Genomic DNA, 18,345 nt, shown 5'->3' on the forward strand with positions numbered 1-18,345 from the left:
CACCCCCCCCCCCCCCCGCGGCGGGGCGCCCCCCCCCCCCCCCCCCCCGCCCCCGGGGCCCCCCCGCGGGGGGGGGGGGGGGGGCCCCCCCCCCCCCCCCCCCCACCACCGTTTCCGCCTCCTCGTGAGGATCAGCCGGCCCAGACGTCCTCGACGTAGCGTCCGGATCCCACGAGCGCGGCGAGCCATGCCACGGCCTGCTCGTCGCTCGCACCGGTCCGCTCGCGGTAGACCGCCATGAACGCCTCCCGGACGGCGGGGGCCATACGACGGCCGTCGCCGCAGACGTAGACGCGTCCGCCGGCCTCCAGGACGGACCACACCTCCTCGCTCTCACGGGCGATGCGCTCCTGGACGAAGCGGGCGCCGTTCTCGGGCGCGTGCATGAAGGTGGGGCGCATGCTGACGGCGCCGGCCGCCTCGGCCGCCTCGAACTCCTCCCGGTGCAGGAAGTCCACGTCGGGGTGGTCGCAGCCGAAGTAGCAGAGCAGGGTGCCGGTCGAGCCGGTGTGGTGGCGGTCGAGGACCGCGCCGCGGAAGGGCGCGAGGCCGGTGCCCGCGCTGACCAGGATCACCGGCACGGAGGTGTCCTCGGGCAGGCGGAAGGACTCGCTGCACGGCAGGACCCGGGCCTGGATCGCCCCACCCGCGTGCACCGTCTGCAGGAAGTGCGAGGCGATCCCCCGGAAGGTGCCCTCCCCCGACCGGTGGGGCGCGGCGAGCAGCGACACCATCAGGTCGGCTTCACCGGGCCGGGCCGCGGCGGACGACGAGATCGAGTAGTGCCGGGGACGCAGCACCGGCAGCAGCTCCAGGAAGCGCTCGAAGGGCAGTTCGCACGCGCGGTAGCGCTCCAGGAGGTCCAGGACGCTGAGTCCCCCTGCGGTCACCTGCTCCCGGAAGGTCTCGGGACCGGCGGTGGCGAAGGCGGTGAGCGGCTGCTTCTCGGGCGGGCAGGAGGTGTGCTCGGCGAGCACGGCGACCTGCTCCTGGGTGGCCGCGTCCTGGAGCTCGACGAAGTCGGTGAGCAGACGGCGCAGGGTCAGTGGCCGGTCCACGGGCAGGGCGCCCCGGCTCCGGCGGCGGGCGCGCAGCCGGACGGTGCGGTCCAGATCGAGGCCGAAGCGGTCGGCGACGCGCTGGACGAGGCCGTCGGGGTTTCCGGGCAGGACGGCCAGGTGGTCGGCGGTGCGATAGGTGACGCCCTCGGGCAGCCGGAGCCGCAGGAACCGCTTGGAGCGTCCCAGTTCGTGGTCGGTGTCGACGAGTTCGTACGCCTCGAGGACCTCCATCGGCTGGACGCCGTGGCGCTCGGCGAGACCGCCGAGGACCGACTCCGAGGTGTCCTCCAGCTCGTACAGCCCCTCCCCTTCCGCCTCGGGCCCGGGGGCGGCCGTTTCACCGGCGGTCGCCTCGCCGTACTCGTCCAGGAGCGCCTTCCACAGGTCTTCGGTCCACCGGTCGACCACTCCGCCGAAGTCGCCGGAGGCGTCGGCGCTGCCGCGCTGCAGAAGCGGGACGGCGCCGGCGGCGGTCAGGCGCTCGTCGATCAGGGTGGGGATCCACTGGTAGGTGGCTGCCCAGTTGCGGTCACCGACACCGAGGACGGCGTACCGCAGTCCCGTCAGCGAGCCGGGGGCGAGGTTCTCCAGGGCGGCGACGAAGCGGGCGGCGTCGTCGGTCGGGCGGCCGTTGTAGGAGGCGGCGACGATGACGACCGGTCCCTCGGAGCCGGCCAGCCGCTCCGTGTACGCGTCGAGGGGGGCGACGGTCGGGGCGAAGCCGTGCTCCTCACCGTCCGTGCCGAGGTCGCGGGCGATGCCGGCACAGGTGCCGAGGTTGGAACCGTGGAGCAGCGTCAGCGCGGTGCCGCTCGCCCGGCGCGTCACGGCCGTGGTCCGGCCCGCGACGGGGTCCGCCTTCGCCGCGACGGGCAGGCGCCGTTCGTCGCCGGTGCGGCGGGCCAGCCTGAGGCTGAACCCGTCGGGCTTGATGGTCAGGGTCGACTTGATCTTCAGCTGGTAGTCGGTGTGGTCGATCAGACGGTAGCGGTGCACCAGCAGGCCCAGCAGCAGGGTGGCCTCGTGCAGCGCGAACTGGCGGCCGATGCAAGCTCGTTCGCCGTTGCCGAACGGTTTGAAGGCATGGACCGAGCGGGCCGCCTCCCGCTCGGGAGTGAAGCGCTCGGGGTCGAACAGCTCGACGTTCTCGCCCCAGGCCGCGTCGCGGTGAAGGGCCGAGGTGATCACCATCAGCGACTCGCCCTTGCGGACGGGGTACTTGCCGCCGATGACGGTGTCCTCGATCGGCTCGACGGCGTACGCGGGTGCGGTCGGCCACAGCCTCAGGCTCTCGTTGAGCACCTGGCGGATGTAGGTGAGCCTGCCGATGTCGCCGTACTGGGGGTCCGGGGACGCGGTGTCGCCCCACAGGGCGTCCACCTCGGCCTGGGCCCGGGCGAGCACCTCCGGATGCTTGGTCAGGTAGTACAGGGCGAAGGAGAGCGCGCTGCTGGTGGTCTCGTGGCCGGCGATCAGGAAGGTGATCACCTGGTGCCGGATGTTCACGTCGTCCAGCGGCTCGCCGGTGACGGGGTCCTTCGTGTGCAGCATCAGCCCCATCAGGTCGTCCGTGCTGGTGTCGCCGGAGGCGCGGCGCTCCCTGATCACGTCGTCGACGAGGTCCGTCATCAGGTCGATGTCCGCGCGGAACTGCTCGACCTTCTTCCTCTTGAAGATTTCGGAGCCCGGGATGGACTCACCCTTCTCCTGGGCGAAGACGAGGGCCCTGGCCATCGCCTCGACGAACGGGTGCAGGTCGTCGCGGCGGAAGGACCGGAAGTCGTAGCCGAAGCCGCACAGGCCGATCGTGTCGAAGGTCAGCCGGGTCATCTCGTCGGGCACGTCCACCGTCTGCGCCCCGGCCAGCCGGTCCCACTTGCCGATCAGTGAGCGGGCGACCTTGAGCATGGGGTCGTGGTAGCTGCGCATCGCGCCGAGCGAGAACGCGGGCATCAGGATGTCGTGGGCCTTGCGCCAGTTCGGTTCGTGGTTGTAGGCGGTGAACAGGCCGTCCCCGGCCAGGGCCCGGACCTCGACCAGGTCGGTGTGGACGTGCTTGCGGAAGCGGGTCTCGTCCGACAGTTCAGCCACGAGGTCCAGGCCGCCGACCATGACGGTGTCCCTCCCGAAGATGCGCAGCCGGTACACGGGGCCGAACTCCCTGAACTCCTTCAGCAGGTGGGCCAGTCCGTCCGCACCCGCGGGAACGTTGAACGCGTGGCCTACGAGCGGCAGCGGGGGGCGCTCGGGAATCGCCCGTGCCGCGCCTGCGGACACCTGAGTCATGAGCGTGCCTTTCGTTGCACTCCAGCAGTCACCGGCCAACTTACACACGACTTTGTCGATCGAACATGTCGAGTGACTGTATTGAACGACACAGCCGTCGGGCGGAACTCGGAACCGCCCGCGAACGTCCGGCGGAAGCGGCTTGACAGATGACCTCGTCAGTGGACACGGTTAAACGACATGGTCATGCGACCATGTCGAGCGCCTGAGCTGCGGGCGCGCTTCTTCCCACCGAGCACATCGAGGTTTCCGCATGAACACCATGCAGGCCGGACGGCTGCGCCTGGACACCCGTACCTTCGCCGTCGAAGAGGTCCCGATCCCGGTCCCCGGCCCGGGCGAGGTCCTCGTCGAGGTGCGGGCAGCGGGTGTCTGCCTGTCGGACGTCCACCTGATCGACGGCAGCCTGAGCCCCTTCTTCCCCATCGACGCGGTCACGGAGGCGGGTGCCGTCACCCTCGGCCACGAGGTGGCCGGTGTCGTCCACACCCTCGGCCCGGACGTGAAGGGCGGCTGGACGCCCGGGCAGCGCGTGGTCCTCCAGGCCGGCGAGGCGTGCGGCGACTGCGGCGGCTGCCTGCGCCGGATGACGTGCCACCGACCACTCACCCGCGGCCTGGACTACGACGGCGGCTGGGCGCAGTACACGATCGCCCGCGAGGGCACCCTGCTACCCATCCCGGACGGCCTGCCCTTCGACCAGGCCGCGATCATCCCCGACGCGGTCTCCACCCCGTACGCCGCGATCGTGGGCACCGGCGCCGTCCGCCCCGCCCAGGCGGTCGGCATCTGGGGCGCGGGCGGCCTCGGCGCCCACGCCGTACGGCTCGCCCGGATGGTCGGCGCGGCCCCGATCATCGCGATCGACCCGCTGCCCTCGGCCCGCGAACGAGCCCTCGTCTTCGGCGCGGACGTCGCCCTCGACCCGCTCGCCCCCGCCTTCGCCGAGGCGGTGCGGGAGGCGACGGCCGGGCGCGGCCTCGACGTCGCCTTCGACTTCGCCGGCGTGGGCGACGCCCGCGCCCAGGCCGCGTCGGTCCTCGGCCCGTTCGGTTCACTCGTCCTCGCCGGACTCACCCCGGAGCCGGTCACGATCGCCGACAGCATCGGATTCTGCTTCAACGTCAACCAGGTCCGCGGCCACTACGGCTCCGAGCCCGAGCACGTGGAGCAGCTCGTCGGCCTGGCCTCGGCCGGACGCATCGACCTGGCCCCCTCCATCACGGCCCACGTCCCGCTGGCCGAGGCCGCGGACGCCGTCGCCCGCCTGGAGAAGAAGGCCGGCGACCCGATCCGCCTGGTGCTCACCCCCTGAGCGGGAGGGGCGGTGGCCGGCTCACCGCGCCCGGCACGGGCGTTGCGGCAAGATGTCGGCCCGAACGGGATTCAGAGAACCGCAGGTCAGCAGCGACGCCGGCATCACCTCGCTGGACGGCGGCAGGTGCCGGTACGGGCTGCGGTGCTATCCGTGCGGGTCGGGCAGCGGTGCCTTGCGCCGGGGCGCGGGGGGTGTGGCGGTCGCCGGGGTCTCCGGGGTGTTGCGGGCGCCCAGTACGAACAGGGCCATCAGGCCGGCGGCCAGGTAGAGGACTGCCTGCGCGTTCAGCAGCGGTACCGGGCCCAGGCGGTCGGTGAGCAGGCCCGCGAGGGCCATGCCGATGGCCTGGGCGCCGTTGGACACGGTGTAGAAGGAGCCGAGTGCCCGGCCCAGGTGGTCGGCGGGGACCCGCTGCTGGACCATCCCGAGCATCCCGGCGTAGTAGACGCCACCGGGCAGGCCCACCACGGCGAACAGGACGACGTACACGCCGAAGGCGGTCGTGACCGTCGGCGCGTTCCAGATCAGCAGCGCCAGGGCGGAGAAGGACAGCGCTCCCCAGGTGATCAGCGGCCTCGGGTGCACGCGGGTGCCCAGGAAGCCCAGCGCCAGGCCGCCCGCGATGCCGCCGATGCCCTGGATGCTGCGCAGCAGGCCGATCTCGGCGTCGGTGCCGTGCAGGGTGGTGGCCACGAAGACGACGAACAGCACGACGAACAGGCCCTGGCCTATGGCGCAGAGGATGGCCGCGAGGAAGGACACGCGTAGGCGGCGGTCGTCGGTGATCACCGCGACGCCTTCGCGCCAGTGCCGGAACATCCGGCCGGAGCCCGCGGCAGCCGCAGGAGCGGTCGCCTCGGCGCGCTGGGCCCTCTCGCCGGCCGCCGAGCCCGTGGACGCCGAGTCCGTGGACGCCGAGTCCGTGGACGCCGAGTCCGTGGACGCCGAGCCCGTGGACGCCGACGTGGCCATCGGTCCCCCCGGCGCACTCTCCGTCGCGGCCGCCTCCGGCCCGGGCCTGACAGGCGCGCGTTCGGGCCGACGGATCCGGCTGACCACCCCGGCCGTCAGGAGCAGGCCGAGGACCGAGCCCGCCGCCACCGGGCGCAGTCCCCCGGCGACCACGACGCCGCCGAGCAGACTGCCGCCCAGGCGGCCGAGGTTGGAGTTCAGGACGACCAGGTTGCTGGCCGCCGCCCTCTGCCCGGGCTCCACGAGGTCGGGCAGCAGCGCGTTCTTCGACGTCAGGACGAACTGCGCGCACACCGCGCGCCCCGCGATCACCGCATAGACGAGCCACAGCTGGTCGCCGGAGGTGACCGGAAGGAGCAGGGCAGCCAGGGCCGCGTGCAGCAGCGTGCAGACGAGCAGCAGCTTCCTGCGGTCGTACCGGTCCGCGGCGATCCCGGCAAGGGAGCCGACGAGGACGCCCGGGGCGAGTTCGATCAGGAAGGCGAGGGACGTCGTCATCGCCGACTCGGTCATGCGGTAGACGAAGATCGGGATGGCGGTGACCAGCATCCAGTCGATCGTGTCGTCGAGCAGCCCGGCCGCCCATAAGGCGCGGAAGCGCGGGTTGCGTATCGGGGAGTTCGCGGAGTCCCGGACGGACCCGGCAGAACCTGTGGGCCCGGCGGGCTTCTTCCGGCGGAGTACGGGGGTCAACTCTGCTCCTTGGGCCGGCGGAACGCCTGGACGCTGAAGCTGATCTCGGCCGCGTCGGGCGGCACGTCACGGCGGTTGGCGATGATGTACGGGCGTACCAGCAGGTCGATCACCGAGGTCAGGTGGAGGAGCTCGTCCGGCGTGAGGGCGAGCGCGTAGGAGTCGAACACCGCCGCCCGCTGCCAGGGTTCCTCCAGTGAGCCGAAGTTGGCGAGGAAGTGCCGCACGAGACGGGTGAGCTCGCCCAGCTCGGCCCCGACTACCGCCGAGTGGGCGGCGAGCGACTCGGGGCCCTGGCCGTCCGGCAGGAAGTCGAAACCGGTGGCGACCGCGCGCCACGGCCGGTCACGGGCGTCGGAGCCGTCCTCCGCCTCGACGCGCTCCACCAGTCCGTACCGGTGGAGCAGGCGGAGGTGGTAGCTGCAGTTGGAGGCCGAGTCGTCGACCGCCTCCGCGCAGCGGCTCGCGGTGTCCGGTCCCTTGCGCATGAGGTGGTGCAGCAGGCGGAGGCGCAGAGGGTGCGCGAAGGCGCCCAGGACGCGCACATCAGTGATCGGGACTCGTCCGGGGCGGGCAGCGGGGTTCGCTCGGGACTTGAAAGACATCTTTCAATACTGCGTCGGCACGCCATCGGGCGCAAGGCCCCGCCTCGCGGACACGATCTCATCGGCACCGTTTTGGCCTGATTTACCCCTGTCCGCTCGCTCCAGGGCGAGGGTTCTCGCCCGATGTGAAATATCTATTTCACTGTGTGGACACGGCCGGACAATGCGGGGCCCTCCCCCTCGGGTGGAAATACGCCGGTGCGCGGCGAGATTTCCGGAGAATTCCTCTAGCCTGCCGAAGAGAACCCGACCACCGTCCCAGGAAGGGAATTCGACATGGCTTTTCCCACATCGAGCTCGCGGCGCATCGGCGTGCTCTGCGGTTCACGCGGCGGCAATTCGTCGCACTACGTGGAGATGGCGACCGCGCTCGGCGAGGGGCTCGGGCTCCGTGGTGCCGACCTGGTCTACGGTGCGGGCGGAGCCGGCGTCATGGGCGCCGTCTCCCAGGCCGCGCACCGGTCCGGAGCCAAGGTGACCGGCGTGATCCCGCACGCCCTGCACGAGCGCGAGCGGGCGGTCGAGGCGTGCGGCGAGATCTTCGTGGTGCCCAGCATGCACGAGCGCAAGGCGCTGATGTACCGGCTGTCGGACGCGTTCCTGGTGCTTCCGGGCGGCTTCGGCACGCTCGACGAACTGATGGAGGTGGCCACCTGGAACCAGTTGGGATATCACCGCAAGCCGGTTGTCCTCGTCAATGTCCGGGAATTCTTCCAGCCGCTGATATCGATGCTCGACCGTATGTGCGAGGAAGGTTTCTTCACGCCCCGGGAGCGTTCCATCGTCAAGGTGGCCGACGCTCCGGACGCGGCCCTCGACCTGCTGGGGCTCCCCCGCCCGGCGCCCGTGACCCAGATGGCCCCCGCCTGAGCGGGGGGAAGGGTCAGGGGGTGGGCCCCACACCGGTCGGTGTGGGGCCCACCCCCTTTCCTCCCGTCCGCGGCCGCCTACGCTCCCGACGGGTCCGACACGGCCCGCAGGTGCGGGAACGACGGGGTGGTGAGCCGGATGCGCAGCTCGCGCAGGTCGTCGCGGTTCGGCACTCCGCCGCGGTCGGTGAGCAGCTCACGGACCGTGCGTTCGCCGTCCGCCACGTCCGGCAGCCACGGCACGACCGGCGCGGGGCCGGCGACCAGGGGCTGGGGGGCGTCCAGCGGCTGGTAGCCGCCCGCGCGTCCCATCACCCACACCCGCTCGCCCGTCGTCACGGGGACGAACGCGGTGTCCAGGAAAGCCTCGTCGCGGTCCGACTCGCGCAGGGCGGGCCACGGGTTGTCCGTGCGGCGCAGGTAGAACCACAGCAGCGGACTTCGGTCGACGCTCAGCGCCTGGGTGACCTGCCAGCGCTCCACGTCGGTCAACCCGGCGGTCTGGCGCCTGAGTTGTGCGTCGTCGCAGGGCACCCGCCAGTCGTAGAGATCGAGGCCGGTGGCGAGCGGGCTGGCGCAGGGTGCCTCCAGGGCGAGCCCGGCCGTGCCGGCCGTCTCGTGCAGGGTACGGACCGTGAAGTTGCGCTCGCAGGGGTTGAGCCAGCTGTCCGCGAACTGCTCCTCCGGCTCCCCGAGGTCGGCGCGCAGCTGGCGGGTGAGTTCGCTGTCGCGGGTGAGGGAGCCGGCGACGCGGCGGGCGAACCAGAGGTCCTGTTCGCGTCCGAGCAGCCGCATCGCCTCCTGGAACGCGGTGATCTCGCGCCGGTGGTAGGCGTTGTAGACCATGAGTTCCAGGACGCCGGTCGGTTTCAGGGCGGCGGCGAGGCGGGCGAGGAGCATCCCCGGGTCGGGGTGGTGGTGGATCACCCCGGTGCACACGACGTAGTCGAACTCCTCCCGGTACGGGGCGTCGCTTATGCCCTCCTCACGCAGAGTCAGATTGGTCGCGCCGATCTGGTCGCGTGCGGTGCGGCACAGGTCCAGGGAGTCCGTGGAGACGTCGCTGCCGACGACCTGGGCGGCGGGGAAGCGCAGGGCGACGATCAGCGCCTGGTTGACGCCGCAGCCGGGCACCCACACGCGGGCGTCAGGCGGGAGGCGCCCGTGGGTGAAGTCACCCAGCTCCTGTGCGAGGAGGGCGGGATGGAGAGACGGGTCGTCGGGTGCGGTGAGACGGGTGGCGTGCCAGGGGTAGGGGAACTCGGAGTAGAACTCACCGATGATCTGTTCGGCGTCCGTGCCGGCGGCCCTGTCAGCGTGCGTGGTCATCGCGTGCCTTCCCTCCCCGGGTGATCAGTTCCCGCAGCGCGGCCGCCGAGGAGGCCGCGGCGGGCAGTTGCATCATTTGCAGGTGGTCGCCGCCCACCTGGATGTGCTTGACCGGTCCCCCGGCGTGCTCCTGCCACTGCGCCACGAGGAGGATCTGGTCGTCGCCGTCCTTCTCCTGGGAGGTCAGGACGGTCATCGGTCCGTCGTAGAAGCCGACTTCGTAACCGCCGAGCGTCTCGAGCTGGCGCTGCCAGATGAGCAGCACGTCCTGGGGGAAGAGGGAGTAGTCGCGGCAGGTGGCGGGGTCGATGCCCATCGCCTGGAACAGGTCGCCGCGCAGCACCGCCTGGAACTCCGCCTCCCGCTCCTCGTCGTCGGCCAGACCCAGCCTGGTCCGGATCCGGCGCAGCTGGCGTACGTAGCCGCGCCAGCGGGTGTTCTCGTGCGGGGTGGAAGGGTCGAGCAGCACCAGGTGGGCGACGTCCCCGCCGAGCGCGCGGAGCTGCCGGGCGGTCTCGAACGCGATGACGCCGCCCGCCGACCAGCCGACAACGTTGACCGGACCGGACACGGTGTCGTGGATCTCCGCGGCGTAGCGGGCGGCGGTGTCCTCCAGGCGGTCGTCGCCCTCGGGGTCCTCGCCGCGCAGCGCCCCGAGGGTGAGCCCGTACAGGGGACCCTCGCCGCGCAGGATCTCGACGATGTGGCGGTAGCAGAAGACCGTGCCGCCCAGGGGGTGGACGAACACCGTGGGCACGCCGTCACCGTCGGGGGCGAGCGGCGCCAGGCTGCGGCCGCCGCCGGCCGGCTGCGCTGTCTCGCCGAGCGCGGCGGCGATCCCGGCGACCGTCGGGTCCTGGAGGAAGCGGGCGAAGCTGAGCTGGGCGCCGAGCAGACCGCGCAGGCGGGCGACCACGGTCAGGACGAGCAGGGAGTTGCCGCCGAGGCCGAAGAAGTTGTCGTCCGGGCCGAACGCGTCGGGGGCGAGGCCCAGGACCTCCGCCCACGCCCGGGTGACGGCTTCCTCGGCGGGCGTGCGCGGGCCCCGGGGTCCGCCGGTGGCCCCGCCGCCCCACTCGGGCTCGGGCAGAGCTGCCCGGTCGACCTTCCCGTTGGCGTTGAGCGGGATCGTGGCGAGCTCCAGGATCCGGGCGGGCACGAGATGCGCGGGCAGGGTGCGGGCGAGTTCGGCGCGCAGGGCGGCGGCGTCGAAGGCACTTCCCGGGTCCGGCACGACGTGCGCGACCAGGGCGGGGGCGCCGGCGGGCGTGTCGGCGGTGACCACGAGGGCCTGGCGGACGCCGGGCGCCGCGACGAGGGCGGCCTCGACCTCGCCCGGTTCGACCCGGTAACCATTGATCTTGACCTGGTGGTCGGACCTGCCGAGGAACTCCGCCTGCCCGTCGGACAGCCAGCGGCCGAGGTCACCGGTGCGATAGAGCCGTGCGCCGGGCGGGCCGTACGGGTCGTCGAGGAACCGCTCGGCCGTGGCGGCGGGCCGGTTCGCGTAACCGCGGGCGACGCAGGCCCCGCCGATGTGGATCTCGCCGACGACACCGGGCGGCACGGGTGCGCCGTCGCCGTCCAGGACGTGGAGCGTCGTGTTGGGGATGGGCCGTCCGATGGGCAGGGTGGCCGGTGCGTCGGTCTCGCGCGCTCCCGGCGCCGCGGGGGGCGGTATCTCGTACGCGCTGTTGGCCACGGTCGCCTCGGTCGGTCCGTACTCGTTGAGCAGCGGTACGTCGGGGGCGAGCGCGCGCCAGGCGGCGAGGGCGGCGGGCGGGAACGCGTCGGCGCCGACGACGAGCAGCCGGGCCAGGCCGCGGGCCTGGGCGGGGGTGAGCTGGGCGGTGAGCAGTTCCAGATGGCCCGGGGTCAGCTTGATGAAGCTGTAGGGGGCTCCGCCCGCGAGGACCTCGCCGAGGCGGTCCGGCGGAAGACCGTCCGGGGCCAGGGCGACGGACTGGCCGGTGAGCAGGGGGGTGTACAGGTCGGGCACCACCATGTCGAAGGCCATGGAGGAGAAGAGCGGGGCACCGCCGTCGCCGTCGGCCGCGTACCGGCTCACGCACCAGGCGAGGAAGTTGGCGAGCCCGCGGTGCTCCACGAGCACGCCCTTGGGCCTGCCGGTCGAGCCGGAGGTGTGGATGACGTACGCGAGCGCGCCGGAGTCCGGCCCTCCGGGCAGGTCGCTCTCGGCGTGGACGGCGATGGCGGGCCACGCCTCGTCGAGCACGACCACGTCGCCGCCGAGGGCCGCGGCCCGTCCGGCCAGGGAGGATTCGGTGACGACCAGGCGCGCGTCGGTGTCCTCGACGACGAAGGCCAGCCGGGGGTCGGGGAAGGCCGGGTCGAGCGGTACGTACGCGGCGCCGGCCTTCCACACGGCGAGGCAGGCGACGACCAGGTCCGGCGAGCGGCGCAGGAGCAGCGCGACGCGGTCGTGCGCGGCCACCCCCTGGTCCACCAGGTAGCGGGCCAGCCGGTTGGCCCGGCCGTTCAGCTCGGCGTACGTCAACGTCCGCTGCGCGTCGCCGAGTTCGCGTACGGCCACGGCCTCGGGGGTGCGGCGGACCTGTTCTTCGAAGAGCCGGTGCGCGCACCGGTCCTCGAACGGCACGCTGCCTCCTTCGGCGAACCGCTCCAGCACCTCGGCTCGGCGGTGCTCCGGCATGACGGGCAGGTCGGCGAGGGGGGTGTCGGGCGTCGCCAGGGCGCGGTCGAGCAGCGCGGTGAAGCCTTCGGCCAGCGCGCGCACGCCGATGGCGTCGCAGACGGCGGTGCGGTAGGTGAACTCGCCGGTCAGGCCCTCGGCGTCGGGCCTCAGCACGAGCATCAGGTCGGTCTTGGGCGCGTGGTCGGGGAAGGGGAACGCGGTCGCCGCGCAGCCGGGCAGGCACAGGGCGGGCGCGGTGTCGTGGTCGAGTTCGAAGAACACGTTGAACAGCGGGTTGCGCAGCCCGGAGGAGGCGGCGGTGCGCACGGTGTCCAGGACGTCCTCGAACGGCACCCGTACGTGCTCGAAGGCGTCGAGCACGGTGTCGGTCACCGTCTCCGTGGCGTCCCGGAAGGTGAGGTCCGCCCGGACGCCGGTGCGCAGGGCGAGGGTGTTGAACAGGGGGCCGACGGCCGGGCGCGCTTCCTCGGTCAGCCGGGTGGACGCGGTCGTGCCGACGGTTACCTCCTCCGTGCGGCACAGCCGCGCGAGCAGGGCGGCGTACGCGGTGAGCAGGACGGCATAGCGCGTGGTGTGCGCCTCGCGGGCGTAGGCGTCGACCCGCCGGACCAGGGGCGCGGACAGCGCGAAGCGGTGTCCGGCCCCTTCCCGGTCCGTGCGGCCGGGGGTACCGGTCATGGGCAGCGCCAGGGGCTGCGCGCCGTCGAGGCGACGGCTCCAGTAGGCGAGTCCTTCGGCGTGTTCCTTCTCGGAGACCGTGGCGTGGCGGAAGTACTCGGGGGTGTCGTCGTACGGGGCCGGCCGCGGGGCCGGCCGCGTCGCCGGGGACGGGCCGGCGCCGGTGCGGTTCGCATAGGCGCGGCTCCAGGCGTCGTACAGGATCTGCACGGAGTCGCCGTCGCAGACGGCGTGGTGCAAATGGAGTGCGACGACGTGGTCCTCGGGGCCGAGGCGTACCAGCATGGCCCGCAGCAGGGGGCCGTTCTCCAGGTCGAAGGGGACGCGTGCGGCGGCGGCGACGCGCTCCCGCGCGGTGTCCTCGGCGGCGGTCGCGGGCAGGGTGCCGAGGTCGGTCTCCGCCAGCGGGGCGGCGAGGTCCGGATCGACGACCAGAGACAGGCCGTTGTGGCCGTAGCGCGCGAAGCGGGAACGCAGCAGGGGTTGTTCGGCGAGCACGTCGCCGAGTGCGGCGCGCAGTGCGCTCCGGTCCAGGGGCCCGGTCAGGCGTACGGCGGTGGAGACGGTGAACTCGGAGCTGATCGGGTCGAGTTGGGAGGCCAGCCACATGCCCCGCTGGATGGGGTGGGCGGGCTGCCGGGTCGCGGTGGTCATGACGTCGTTCCCTCCAGGAGGGCGCAGCCGAGCAGCACGTCGGCGCCCCGGACGAGGTCGGCGGGCGCGGTGCGCTCGTAGGGGACGTGGCTCGCGCCCTCCTCGCTGGGCACGAAGATCATGCCGGTGGGGGCGACGCGGGCCATCCACTGAGCGTCGTGACCGGCCCCGCTGGGCAGGGTGACGCTGGACAGGCCGAGGGCGTCGGTGGCGCGGCGCACGGTGTCCCGCCGATCCGCGTCGCAGGGGGTGGGGCTCACCCGTTGCACCTCGGCGACGTCGACGCGGGTGCCGGTGGCCCGGGCGGCCTCTTCGCCCAGGACCCGCAGCCGGTCGAGGCCGGCCTCCAGGTTGTCCTCGGACATGTCGCGCAGGTCGACGACGAGCGTGGCCCCGCCGGGGACGACGTTCCACGCGCCGGGCGAGACCCGGCAGTCGCCGACGGTGGCGACCCTGACCACGCCGTCGGTGCCGGTGAGCCCGGGGACGCCGACCGTGATCCGGGCCGCGGCGAGCAGCGCGTCGTGGCGGTCGGCCATGGGGGTGGTGCCCGCGTGATTGGCCTGGCCCCGGACGGTGACCTCGGCGGTGAGGCGCCCGGAGATGCCCTCGACGATGCCGATCTCGGCGCCGCAGCCGATGAGCACCGGCCCCTGTTCTATGTGCAGTTCGAGGTAGGCGGCGACGGAGCCGGCGCTCCGGCGGACGTTGTCGACGCGCAGGCTGTCGCCCCCGGCGGCGTCCAGGACCTGGGCGAGCGAGCGGTTCTCCCCGGCGACGGGCAGCTCCAGTTCGCCGGGGGTGAGGCAGCCGGCGACGGCGCGGGAGCCGAACATGGCGGGGGTGCCGGTGGTGCCCTCCTCGTTGCTGAACGCCATCACCGTCAGCGGCCGGTCGAGCGGGGTGCCGCGTTCGTGCAGCGTGCGGGCGGTCTCGACGGCCGCGAGGACGCCGTACGCCCCGTCGTAGGCGCCGCCGCCGGGGACGGTGTCGAGGTGGGAGCCGAGCACCAGCGTCGGGGCGTCCGGGTCGCGGCCCGGGCACGTGCCGACGAGGTTGGCCGCGGCGTCGACGTGGACCGTGAGTCCGGCCTCGCGCATCAGCCCGGCCACGAACTCCTGTCCCTTGACGTCCTCGTGGCTGAAGGCGCGGCGCGTCACGCCGCCGTCGCCGGTCGCCCCGATGGCGCGCAGCCGCTCCAGGGTGTCCAGCAGCCGGGCCGCGTCGACGCGCGCCGGACTGAGCGAGGTGGTGGTCGTGGTCATCGCCGTGCCCCCGTCGTCGTGGAGTGCCGCCAGCCGTGGACGTCGGGGATCAGCCCGTGGTGGTGGGCGAGCAGCCGTTCCTTGACGGCGCTGGTGACCGGTCCCGTGGTGCCGTCTCCGACGGTCCACTCGCGGTCGCCGTCGCGGACGTGTCCGACGGCCGTGACGACGGCGGCCGTGCCGCACCCGAACGTCTCGGTGATCAGTCCCGACGCGCACGCCTCGCGCCATTCGTCGAGGGCCACGGGCTCCTCACGGACGCGGTAGCCGAGTTCGGTGGCGACGGCGATGACCGAGTCGCGGGTGATGCCGGGCAGGAAGTTGCCGTTCAGCGGCGGGGTGACGACGGTGAGGTCGTCGCCGCTGCCGCGTACGAAGAACAGGTTGGCGCTGCCCATCTCCTCCACCCAGCGGCGCTCCACCGCGTCCAGCCACACCACCTGCTGGCAGCCGGCCCGGCCGGCGGCGAGCTGGGCGGGCATGGTGGGCGCGTAGTTGCCGGGTGTCTTGGCGCTTCCCGTCCCTCCGGGGAAGGCACGGGCGTGGTCGCGGCAGACCCACGCGGAGACGCCGTCGGGGCTGTCCCCGAAGTAGCTGCCGATCAGGAAGGAGATGACGACGACGGTGTACTCGCGGGCCGGACGCGGCACCACGTTGGCCTCGGAGGCGAACATGTACGGCCGCAGGTACAGGCTGTACCCGGGGCGGTCCGGGACGACGTCGGTGTTCGCCTCGACGAGGCGGTCCAGGGCATCGACGAAGAGGTCGTCGGGCAACTCGGGCATGGCCAGGCGGCGGGCCGAGCTCCGGAAGCGACGGGCGTGGTCGCGGGGCCGGAAGACGGCGAAGGAGCCGTCGGGCTGGCGGTGCGCCTTGAGCCCTTCGATGATGGACTGGCCGTAGTGGAGCGCGGCGGTCGCCGGGGAGACGGACAGGTTCTCGTGCGGGCCGAGCCGGGGCGCGGTCCAGCCGTCGTCCTCGGTCCACCGCAGCGTCACCATGTGCGGGGTGAAGTCGCCTATCTCCGCCTTCCCGATGCCGGACTCGCCCGGCGAGGTCGCGCCGGCGGCGTGAGTGGGTGCGGGTGCGGCACTGCTGACGGTCATCTGGTGGTCCTCACGTGCTCGGTTGCTGGCAGAGGTCCTGAGGGGCGGGCGCGCCGCGGGGTGCGGGCGCGTCGACAGCGGCGGGTGATCAGAAGTTGAGGACGAACAGGAAGGAGTCGCGGCGCGTGAACAGCCCGTCCGGGCCGAACTCGAAGATCTCGGCGAACCGGTGGGCCTGCTCCCGGCCGTCGGTGAGGTGGCCGCTGAAGGCACCGTCGACCGCCAGGGCGCCGTCGCTCAGGAGGACCCGGGAGAGCGTGTGCGTACCGTCGGCGACGGTGCGCTCGTCGCGGTAGTACGCCTCGATGGCGTCGCGGCCGACCAGCGCGGGGCTGCCGGGCCGGTGGTAGACGGCGTCCTCGTGGAAGAGGGCCGCGAAGCCGGCGAAGTCGCCCTCGTCGATGCGGCGGTACAGGGCGTGGACGCGGTCCTCGGGTGACATGGGCGTCTCCTGGGCGGGGCGGGGCCGCCGCGCACGGCGCGGACCGGCCGCCGGGAAGCGGGCCGTGGTCGTCGGGGTGGGGGCCCGGTGGGTCTCGTAGGCGCGCACGTCGTCCTCGTGGTGGAGCGTGGCGCCGATGGCGTCCTGGCCGCGCAGCAGCCGGATCTGGGTGTCGGCGTCGAGCGCGAAGGGCTGGACGATTCCCGCGCCGGTGACGGTGAGGTCCGCCAGGTCCACGCGGACCTCGGTGGCCGGGTCGGCGTCGACGGCCCGCCAGACGGCGTCGACGAAGCTCTGCGGCACGGTGACGGCGTACAGCCCGTTGAACCAGGCGTTGGCGCGGAAGATGTCCCCGAACCGGGGGGAGAGGACCACGCGGATGCCGTGTTCGGCCAGCGCCCAGACGGCGGCCTCGCGCGAGGAGCCGGTGCCGAAGTTCTCGGCGGCGACGATCACGCTGGCGCCGCGGTGGCGGGGGTCGTCGAGGACGAAGCCGGAGTCGTCGGCCCGCCGGTCGGCGAACAGGCCGTCGGCGAAGCCGGTCCGTTCGGTGTTGGTGCAGAAGCGTGCCGGGATGATCTGGTCGGTGTCCACGTCGCGTACGCGCAGCGGGACCGCGGTCCCCACGTGTACGCCGGCGGGCGGGCAGGCCGTGGGTGCGCTGGCCGGTGGCGGGGCCGAAGTCGTCGGCGTCATCGCCGTCTCCTCCTCGTCGGTGGGGTCCTCGGGTGGGTCGCAGGGGTGGTGGCGGGTGCGGCGACCGGTGTGCCGACCGGCGCCACCGTGAGGTCACGCCCCAGGCAGGCGCCGCTCGTCCGTCACAGGTCGTCGGGGCTCGCGATCCGGCCGCGCACGGCGGTGGCCGCGGCGACGGCGGGCGAGACGAGGTGGGTGCGCGATCCGGTGCCCTGGCGGCCCTCGAAGTTGCGGTTGGTGGTGGAGGCGCAGCGGGTCCCGGGGGCGAGCCGGTCCTCGCCCAGGCCGACGCACATGGAACAGCCCGGCGCGGCCCGGAAGTCGGCCCCGGCCCGGGCGAAGATCTCGTCCAGGCCCTCCGCGACCGCCTCGGCGCGCACCCGGGCCGAGCCGGGCACCACCACGGTGTCCACCCGGACCCGGCGGCCCCGCAGCACGGCGGCGGCGGCCCGCAGGTCCTCGATCCGGCTGTTGGTGCAGGAGCCGACGAAGACGGTGTCGACGGCGATGTCGCGTACGGCGGTGCCGGGGGCCAGGGCCATGTAGTCCAGGGCGCGGCGGGCGGCGGACGCCTCGGCCGCGTCGCCCAGCTCGGCCGGGTCGGGCACCCGGCCGTCCAACGGCACGCTCTGGGCCGGGTTGGTGCCCCACGAGACGCGGGGCAGTACGGCCGCGCCGTCGAGGGTGACCTCCCGGTCGAAGACCGCGTCGTCGTCCCCGACCGGCGCGAGGCCGTCGAAGCGCCCGGCGTCGCGGGGGGCGGCCCGGAGCAGGTAGTCCCGGGTGACCTCGTCCGGTGCCACGATCCCGGCCCGTGCGCCCATCTCGACGGCCATGTTGCACAGCGTCATACGGCCTTCCATGGACAGCGCCCGCACGGCCTCGCCGCGGAACTCCACCACGTGGCCCTGCGCGCCGGCCGAGCCGACCCGGTGGATCACCGCGAGGGCCAGGTCCTTGGCCGTGCTGCCCGCGGGCAGGGTGCCGGTCACCGTGACGGCCATGTCCTTCGGGCGGGCCAGGGCGAGGGTCTGGGTGGCCAGCACGTGCTCGACCTGGCTGGTGCCGATACCGAGCGCCAGCGCGCCGAACGCCCCCAGGGTCGTGGTGTGCGAGTCGCAGCAGACGACCGTCGTCCCGGGCCGCACCAGGCCGAGTTCGGGTCCGATGACGTGCACGATGCCCTGCGAGGCACTGCCGAGCCGGTGCATCGGGATACGGAACTCCGCGCAGTTGCGGGCCATGGTCCGCCGCTGGAGCCGCCGTGCCGCGTCCGGGTCGACGTGGTCGACGGAGCGCGTGGGGGTGCTGTGGTCCTCAGTGCCCAGGGTGAGGTCCGGACGGCGTACGGTGCGGCCGGCGTCGCGCAACCCGGTGAAGGCCTGGGGTGTGTTCACCTCGTGCAGCAGGTGGAGGTCGATGTAGAGCAGGTCGTTGCCGGCCTTGGTCCGGCGCACGACGTGCTCGCGCCACACCTTCGCCGCGAGTGTCCGGGGGGACACGTCCGCGGCCGTGGTCACGGATGACCCGTCTGGGGCCGTTGCCTGGGGTGACACGGTGGGCACCTCCGCATTCCTGGTGATCGTCTCATCCGGGGTCTCGTAACCCCTCGCCCGGTTGTCCGGCCTGCCGGCCCATCGAAACACCGGGGTCGGAAGCCGGGAATCGACAGCCGTGATGAACTCGCTCGCCCC

11 protein-coding genes are annotated in these 18,345 nt (G+C 73.2%); 2 read left to right on the forward strand and 9 right to left on the reverse strand.

The window, feature by feature from the left end; all coding sequences use genetic code 11:
• Positions 1–131: 131 nt before the first annotated feature.
• The gene (locus EV562_RS10635) at positions 132–3,347 is read right to left on the reverse strand and encodes a cytochrome P450 (protein ID WP_133886468.1); all 3,216 of its coding nucleotides are present in this window, start codon (positions 3,345–3,347) and stop codon (positions 132–134) included.
• A 253-nt stretch (positions 3,348–3,600) separates the two neighbouring features.
• Here EV562_RS10635 and EV562_RS10640 point away from each other — a divergent pair, with 253 nt between their 5' ends.
• Positions 3,601–4,662: a zinc-binding dehydrogenase gene (locus EV562_RS10640; RefSeq protein WP_133886469.1), complete on the forward strand. Its 1,062-nt coding sequence runs from the start codon at positions 3,601–3,603 to the stop codon at positions 4,660–4,662.
• Positions 4,663–4,809: 147 nt separating this feature from the next.
• On the opposite strand, the gene EV562_RS10645 is transcribed toward EV562_RS10640, so the two are convergent.
• Both EV562_RS10645 and EV562_RS10650 read right to left on the reverse strand, forming a co-directional pair.
• Positions 4,810–6,330 (reverse strand): MFS transporter, encoded by a 1,521-nt coding sequence (locus tag EV562_RS10645; protein WP_133886470.1) that lies wholly within the window; start codon positions 6,328–6,330, stop codon positions 4,810–4,812.
• Positions 6,327–6,935, reverse strand: a complete 609-nt coding sequence (locus EV562_RS10650) for a helix-turn-helix domain-containing protein (protein WP_133886471.1) — start codon at positions 6,933–6,935, stop codon at positions 6,327–6,329. The genes EV562_RS10645 and EV562_RS10650 overlap by 4 nt, the downstream gene beginning before the upstream one ends.
• A gap of 276 nt (positions 6,936–7,211) precedes the next feature.
• On the opposite strand from EV562_RS10650, the gene EV562_RS10655 reads away from it, so the two are divergent.
• On the forward strand, positions 7,212–7,805 hold the full coding sequence (locus EV562_RS10655; protein WP_133886472.1) for a TIGR00730 family Rossman fold protein: 594 nt from the start codon (positions 7,212–7,214) through the stop codon (positions 7,803–7,805).
• Between the two features lie 77 nt (positions 7,806–7,882).
• On the opposite strand, the gene EV562_RS10660 is transcribed toward EV562_RS10655, so the two are convergent.
• From EV562_RS10660 to leuC, 6 genes are all read right to left on the reverse strand, one after another.
• Entirely contained in the window at positions 7,883–9,133 is a 1,251-nt protein-coding gene (locus tag EV562_RS10660; protein WP_133886473.1) for a class I SAM-dependent methyltransferase, read from the reverse strand.
• The gene (locus tag EV562_RS10665) at positions 9,117–13,142 is read right to left on the reverse strand and encodes a non-ribosomal peptide synthetase (protein WP_133886474.1); all 4,026 of its coding nucleotides are present in this window, start codon (positions 13,140–13,142) and stop codon (positions 9,117–9,119) included. The genes EV562_RS10660 and EV562_RS10665 overlap by 17 nt, the downstream gene beginning before the upstream one ends.
• Positions 13,139–14,407, reverse strand: a complete 1,269-nt coding sequence (locus EV562_RS10670; protein WP_133886475.1) for a Zn-dependent hydrolase — start codon at positions 14,405–14,407, stop codon at positions 13,139–13,141. Before EV562_RS10670 ends, EV562_RS10665 begins: the two co-directional genes overlap by 4 nt.
• Positions 14,404–15,513, reverse strand: coding sequence for a branched-chain amino acid aminotransferase (locus EV562_RS10675; RefSeq protein ID WP_133886476.1), 1,110 nt, complete (start codon positions 15,511–15,513; stop codon positions 14,404–14,406). The genes EV562_RS10670 and EV562_RS10675 overlap by 4 nt, the downstream gene beginning before the upstream one ends.
• Before the next feature lie 88 nt (positions 15,514–15,601).
• On the reverse strand, positions 15,602–16,651 hold the full coding sequence (leuD, locus tag EV562_RS35990; RefSeq protein ID WP_133886477.1) for a 3-isopropylmalate dehydratase small subunit: 1,050 nt from the start codon (positions 16,649–16,651) through the stop codon (positions 15,602–15,604).
• Positions 16,652–16,773: 122 nt separating this feature from the next.
• Positions 16,774–18,171 carry a 3-isopropylmalate dehydratase large subunit gene (gene leuC / locus EV562_RS10685; RefSeq protein WP_243860023.1) on the reverse strand — a complete coding sequence of 466 codons (1,398 nt, stop codon included), beginning with the start codon at positions 18,169–18,171 and terminating at the stop codon, positions 16,774–16,776.
• Positions 18,172–18,345: the final 174 nt, after the last annotated feature.

Origin of the sequence: Streptomyces sp. BK208 (assembly GCF_004364245.1) — a bacterium.
In the GTDB taxonomy this organism is placed as follows: domain Bacteria; phylum Actinomycetota; class Actinomycetes; order Streptomycetales; family Streptomycetaceae; genus Streptomyces.

Coding starts and splice junctions, on each gene's coding strand:
- EV562_RS10635 (WP_133886468.1), bottom strand. CDS start 3,347: ATGACTCAGGTGTCCGCAGGCGCGGCACGGGCGATTCCCGAGCGCCCC.
- EV562_RS10640 (WP_133886469.1), top strand. CDS start 3,601: ATGAACACCATGCAGGCCGGACGGCTGCGCCTGGACACCCGTACCTTC.
- EV562_RS10650 (WP_133886471.1), bottom strand. CDS start 6,935: ATGTCTTTCAAGTCCCGAGCGAACCCCGCTGCCCGCCCCGGACGAGTC.
- EV562_RS10655 (WP_133886472.1), top strand. CDS start 7,212: ATGGCTTTTCCCACATCGAGCTCGCGGCGCATCGGCGTGCTCTGCGGT.
- EV562_RS10660 (WP_133886473.1), bottom strand. CDS start 9,133: ATGACCACGCACGCTGACAGGGCCGCCGGCACGGACGCCGAACAGATC.
- EV562_RS10665 (WP_133886474.1), bottom strand. CDS start 13,142: ATGACCACCGCGACCCGGCAGCCCGCCCACCCCATCCAGCGGGGCATG.
- EV562_RS10670 (WP_133886475.1), bottom strand. CDS start 14,407: ATGACCACGACCACCACCTCGCTCAGTCCGGCGCGCGTCGACGCGGCC.
- EV562_RS10675 (WP_133886476.1), bottom strand. CDS start 15,513: ATGACCGTCAGCAGTGCCGCACCCGCACCCACTCACGCCGCCGGCGCG.
- leuD (WP_133886477.1), bottom strand. CDS start 16,651: ATGACGCCGACGACTTCGGCCCCGCCACCGGCCAGCGCACCCACGGCC.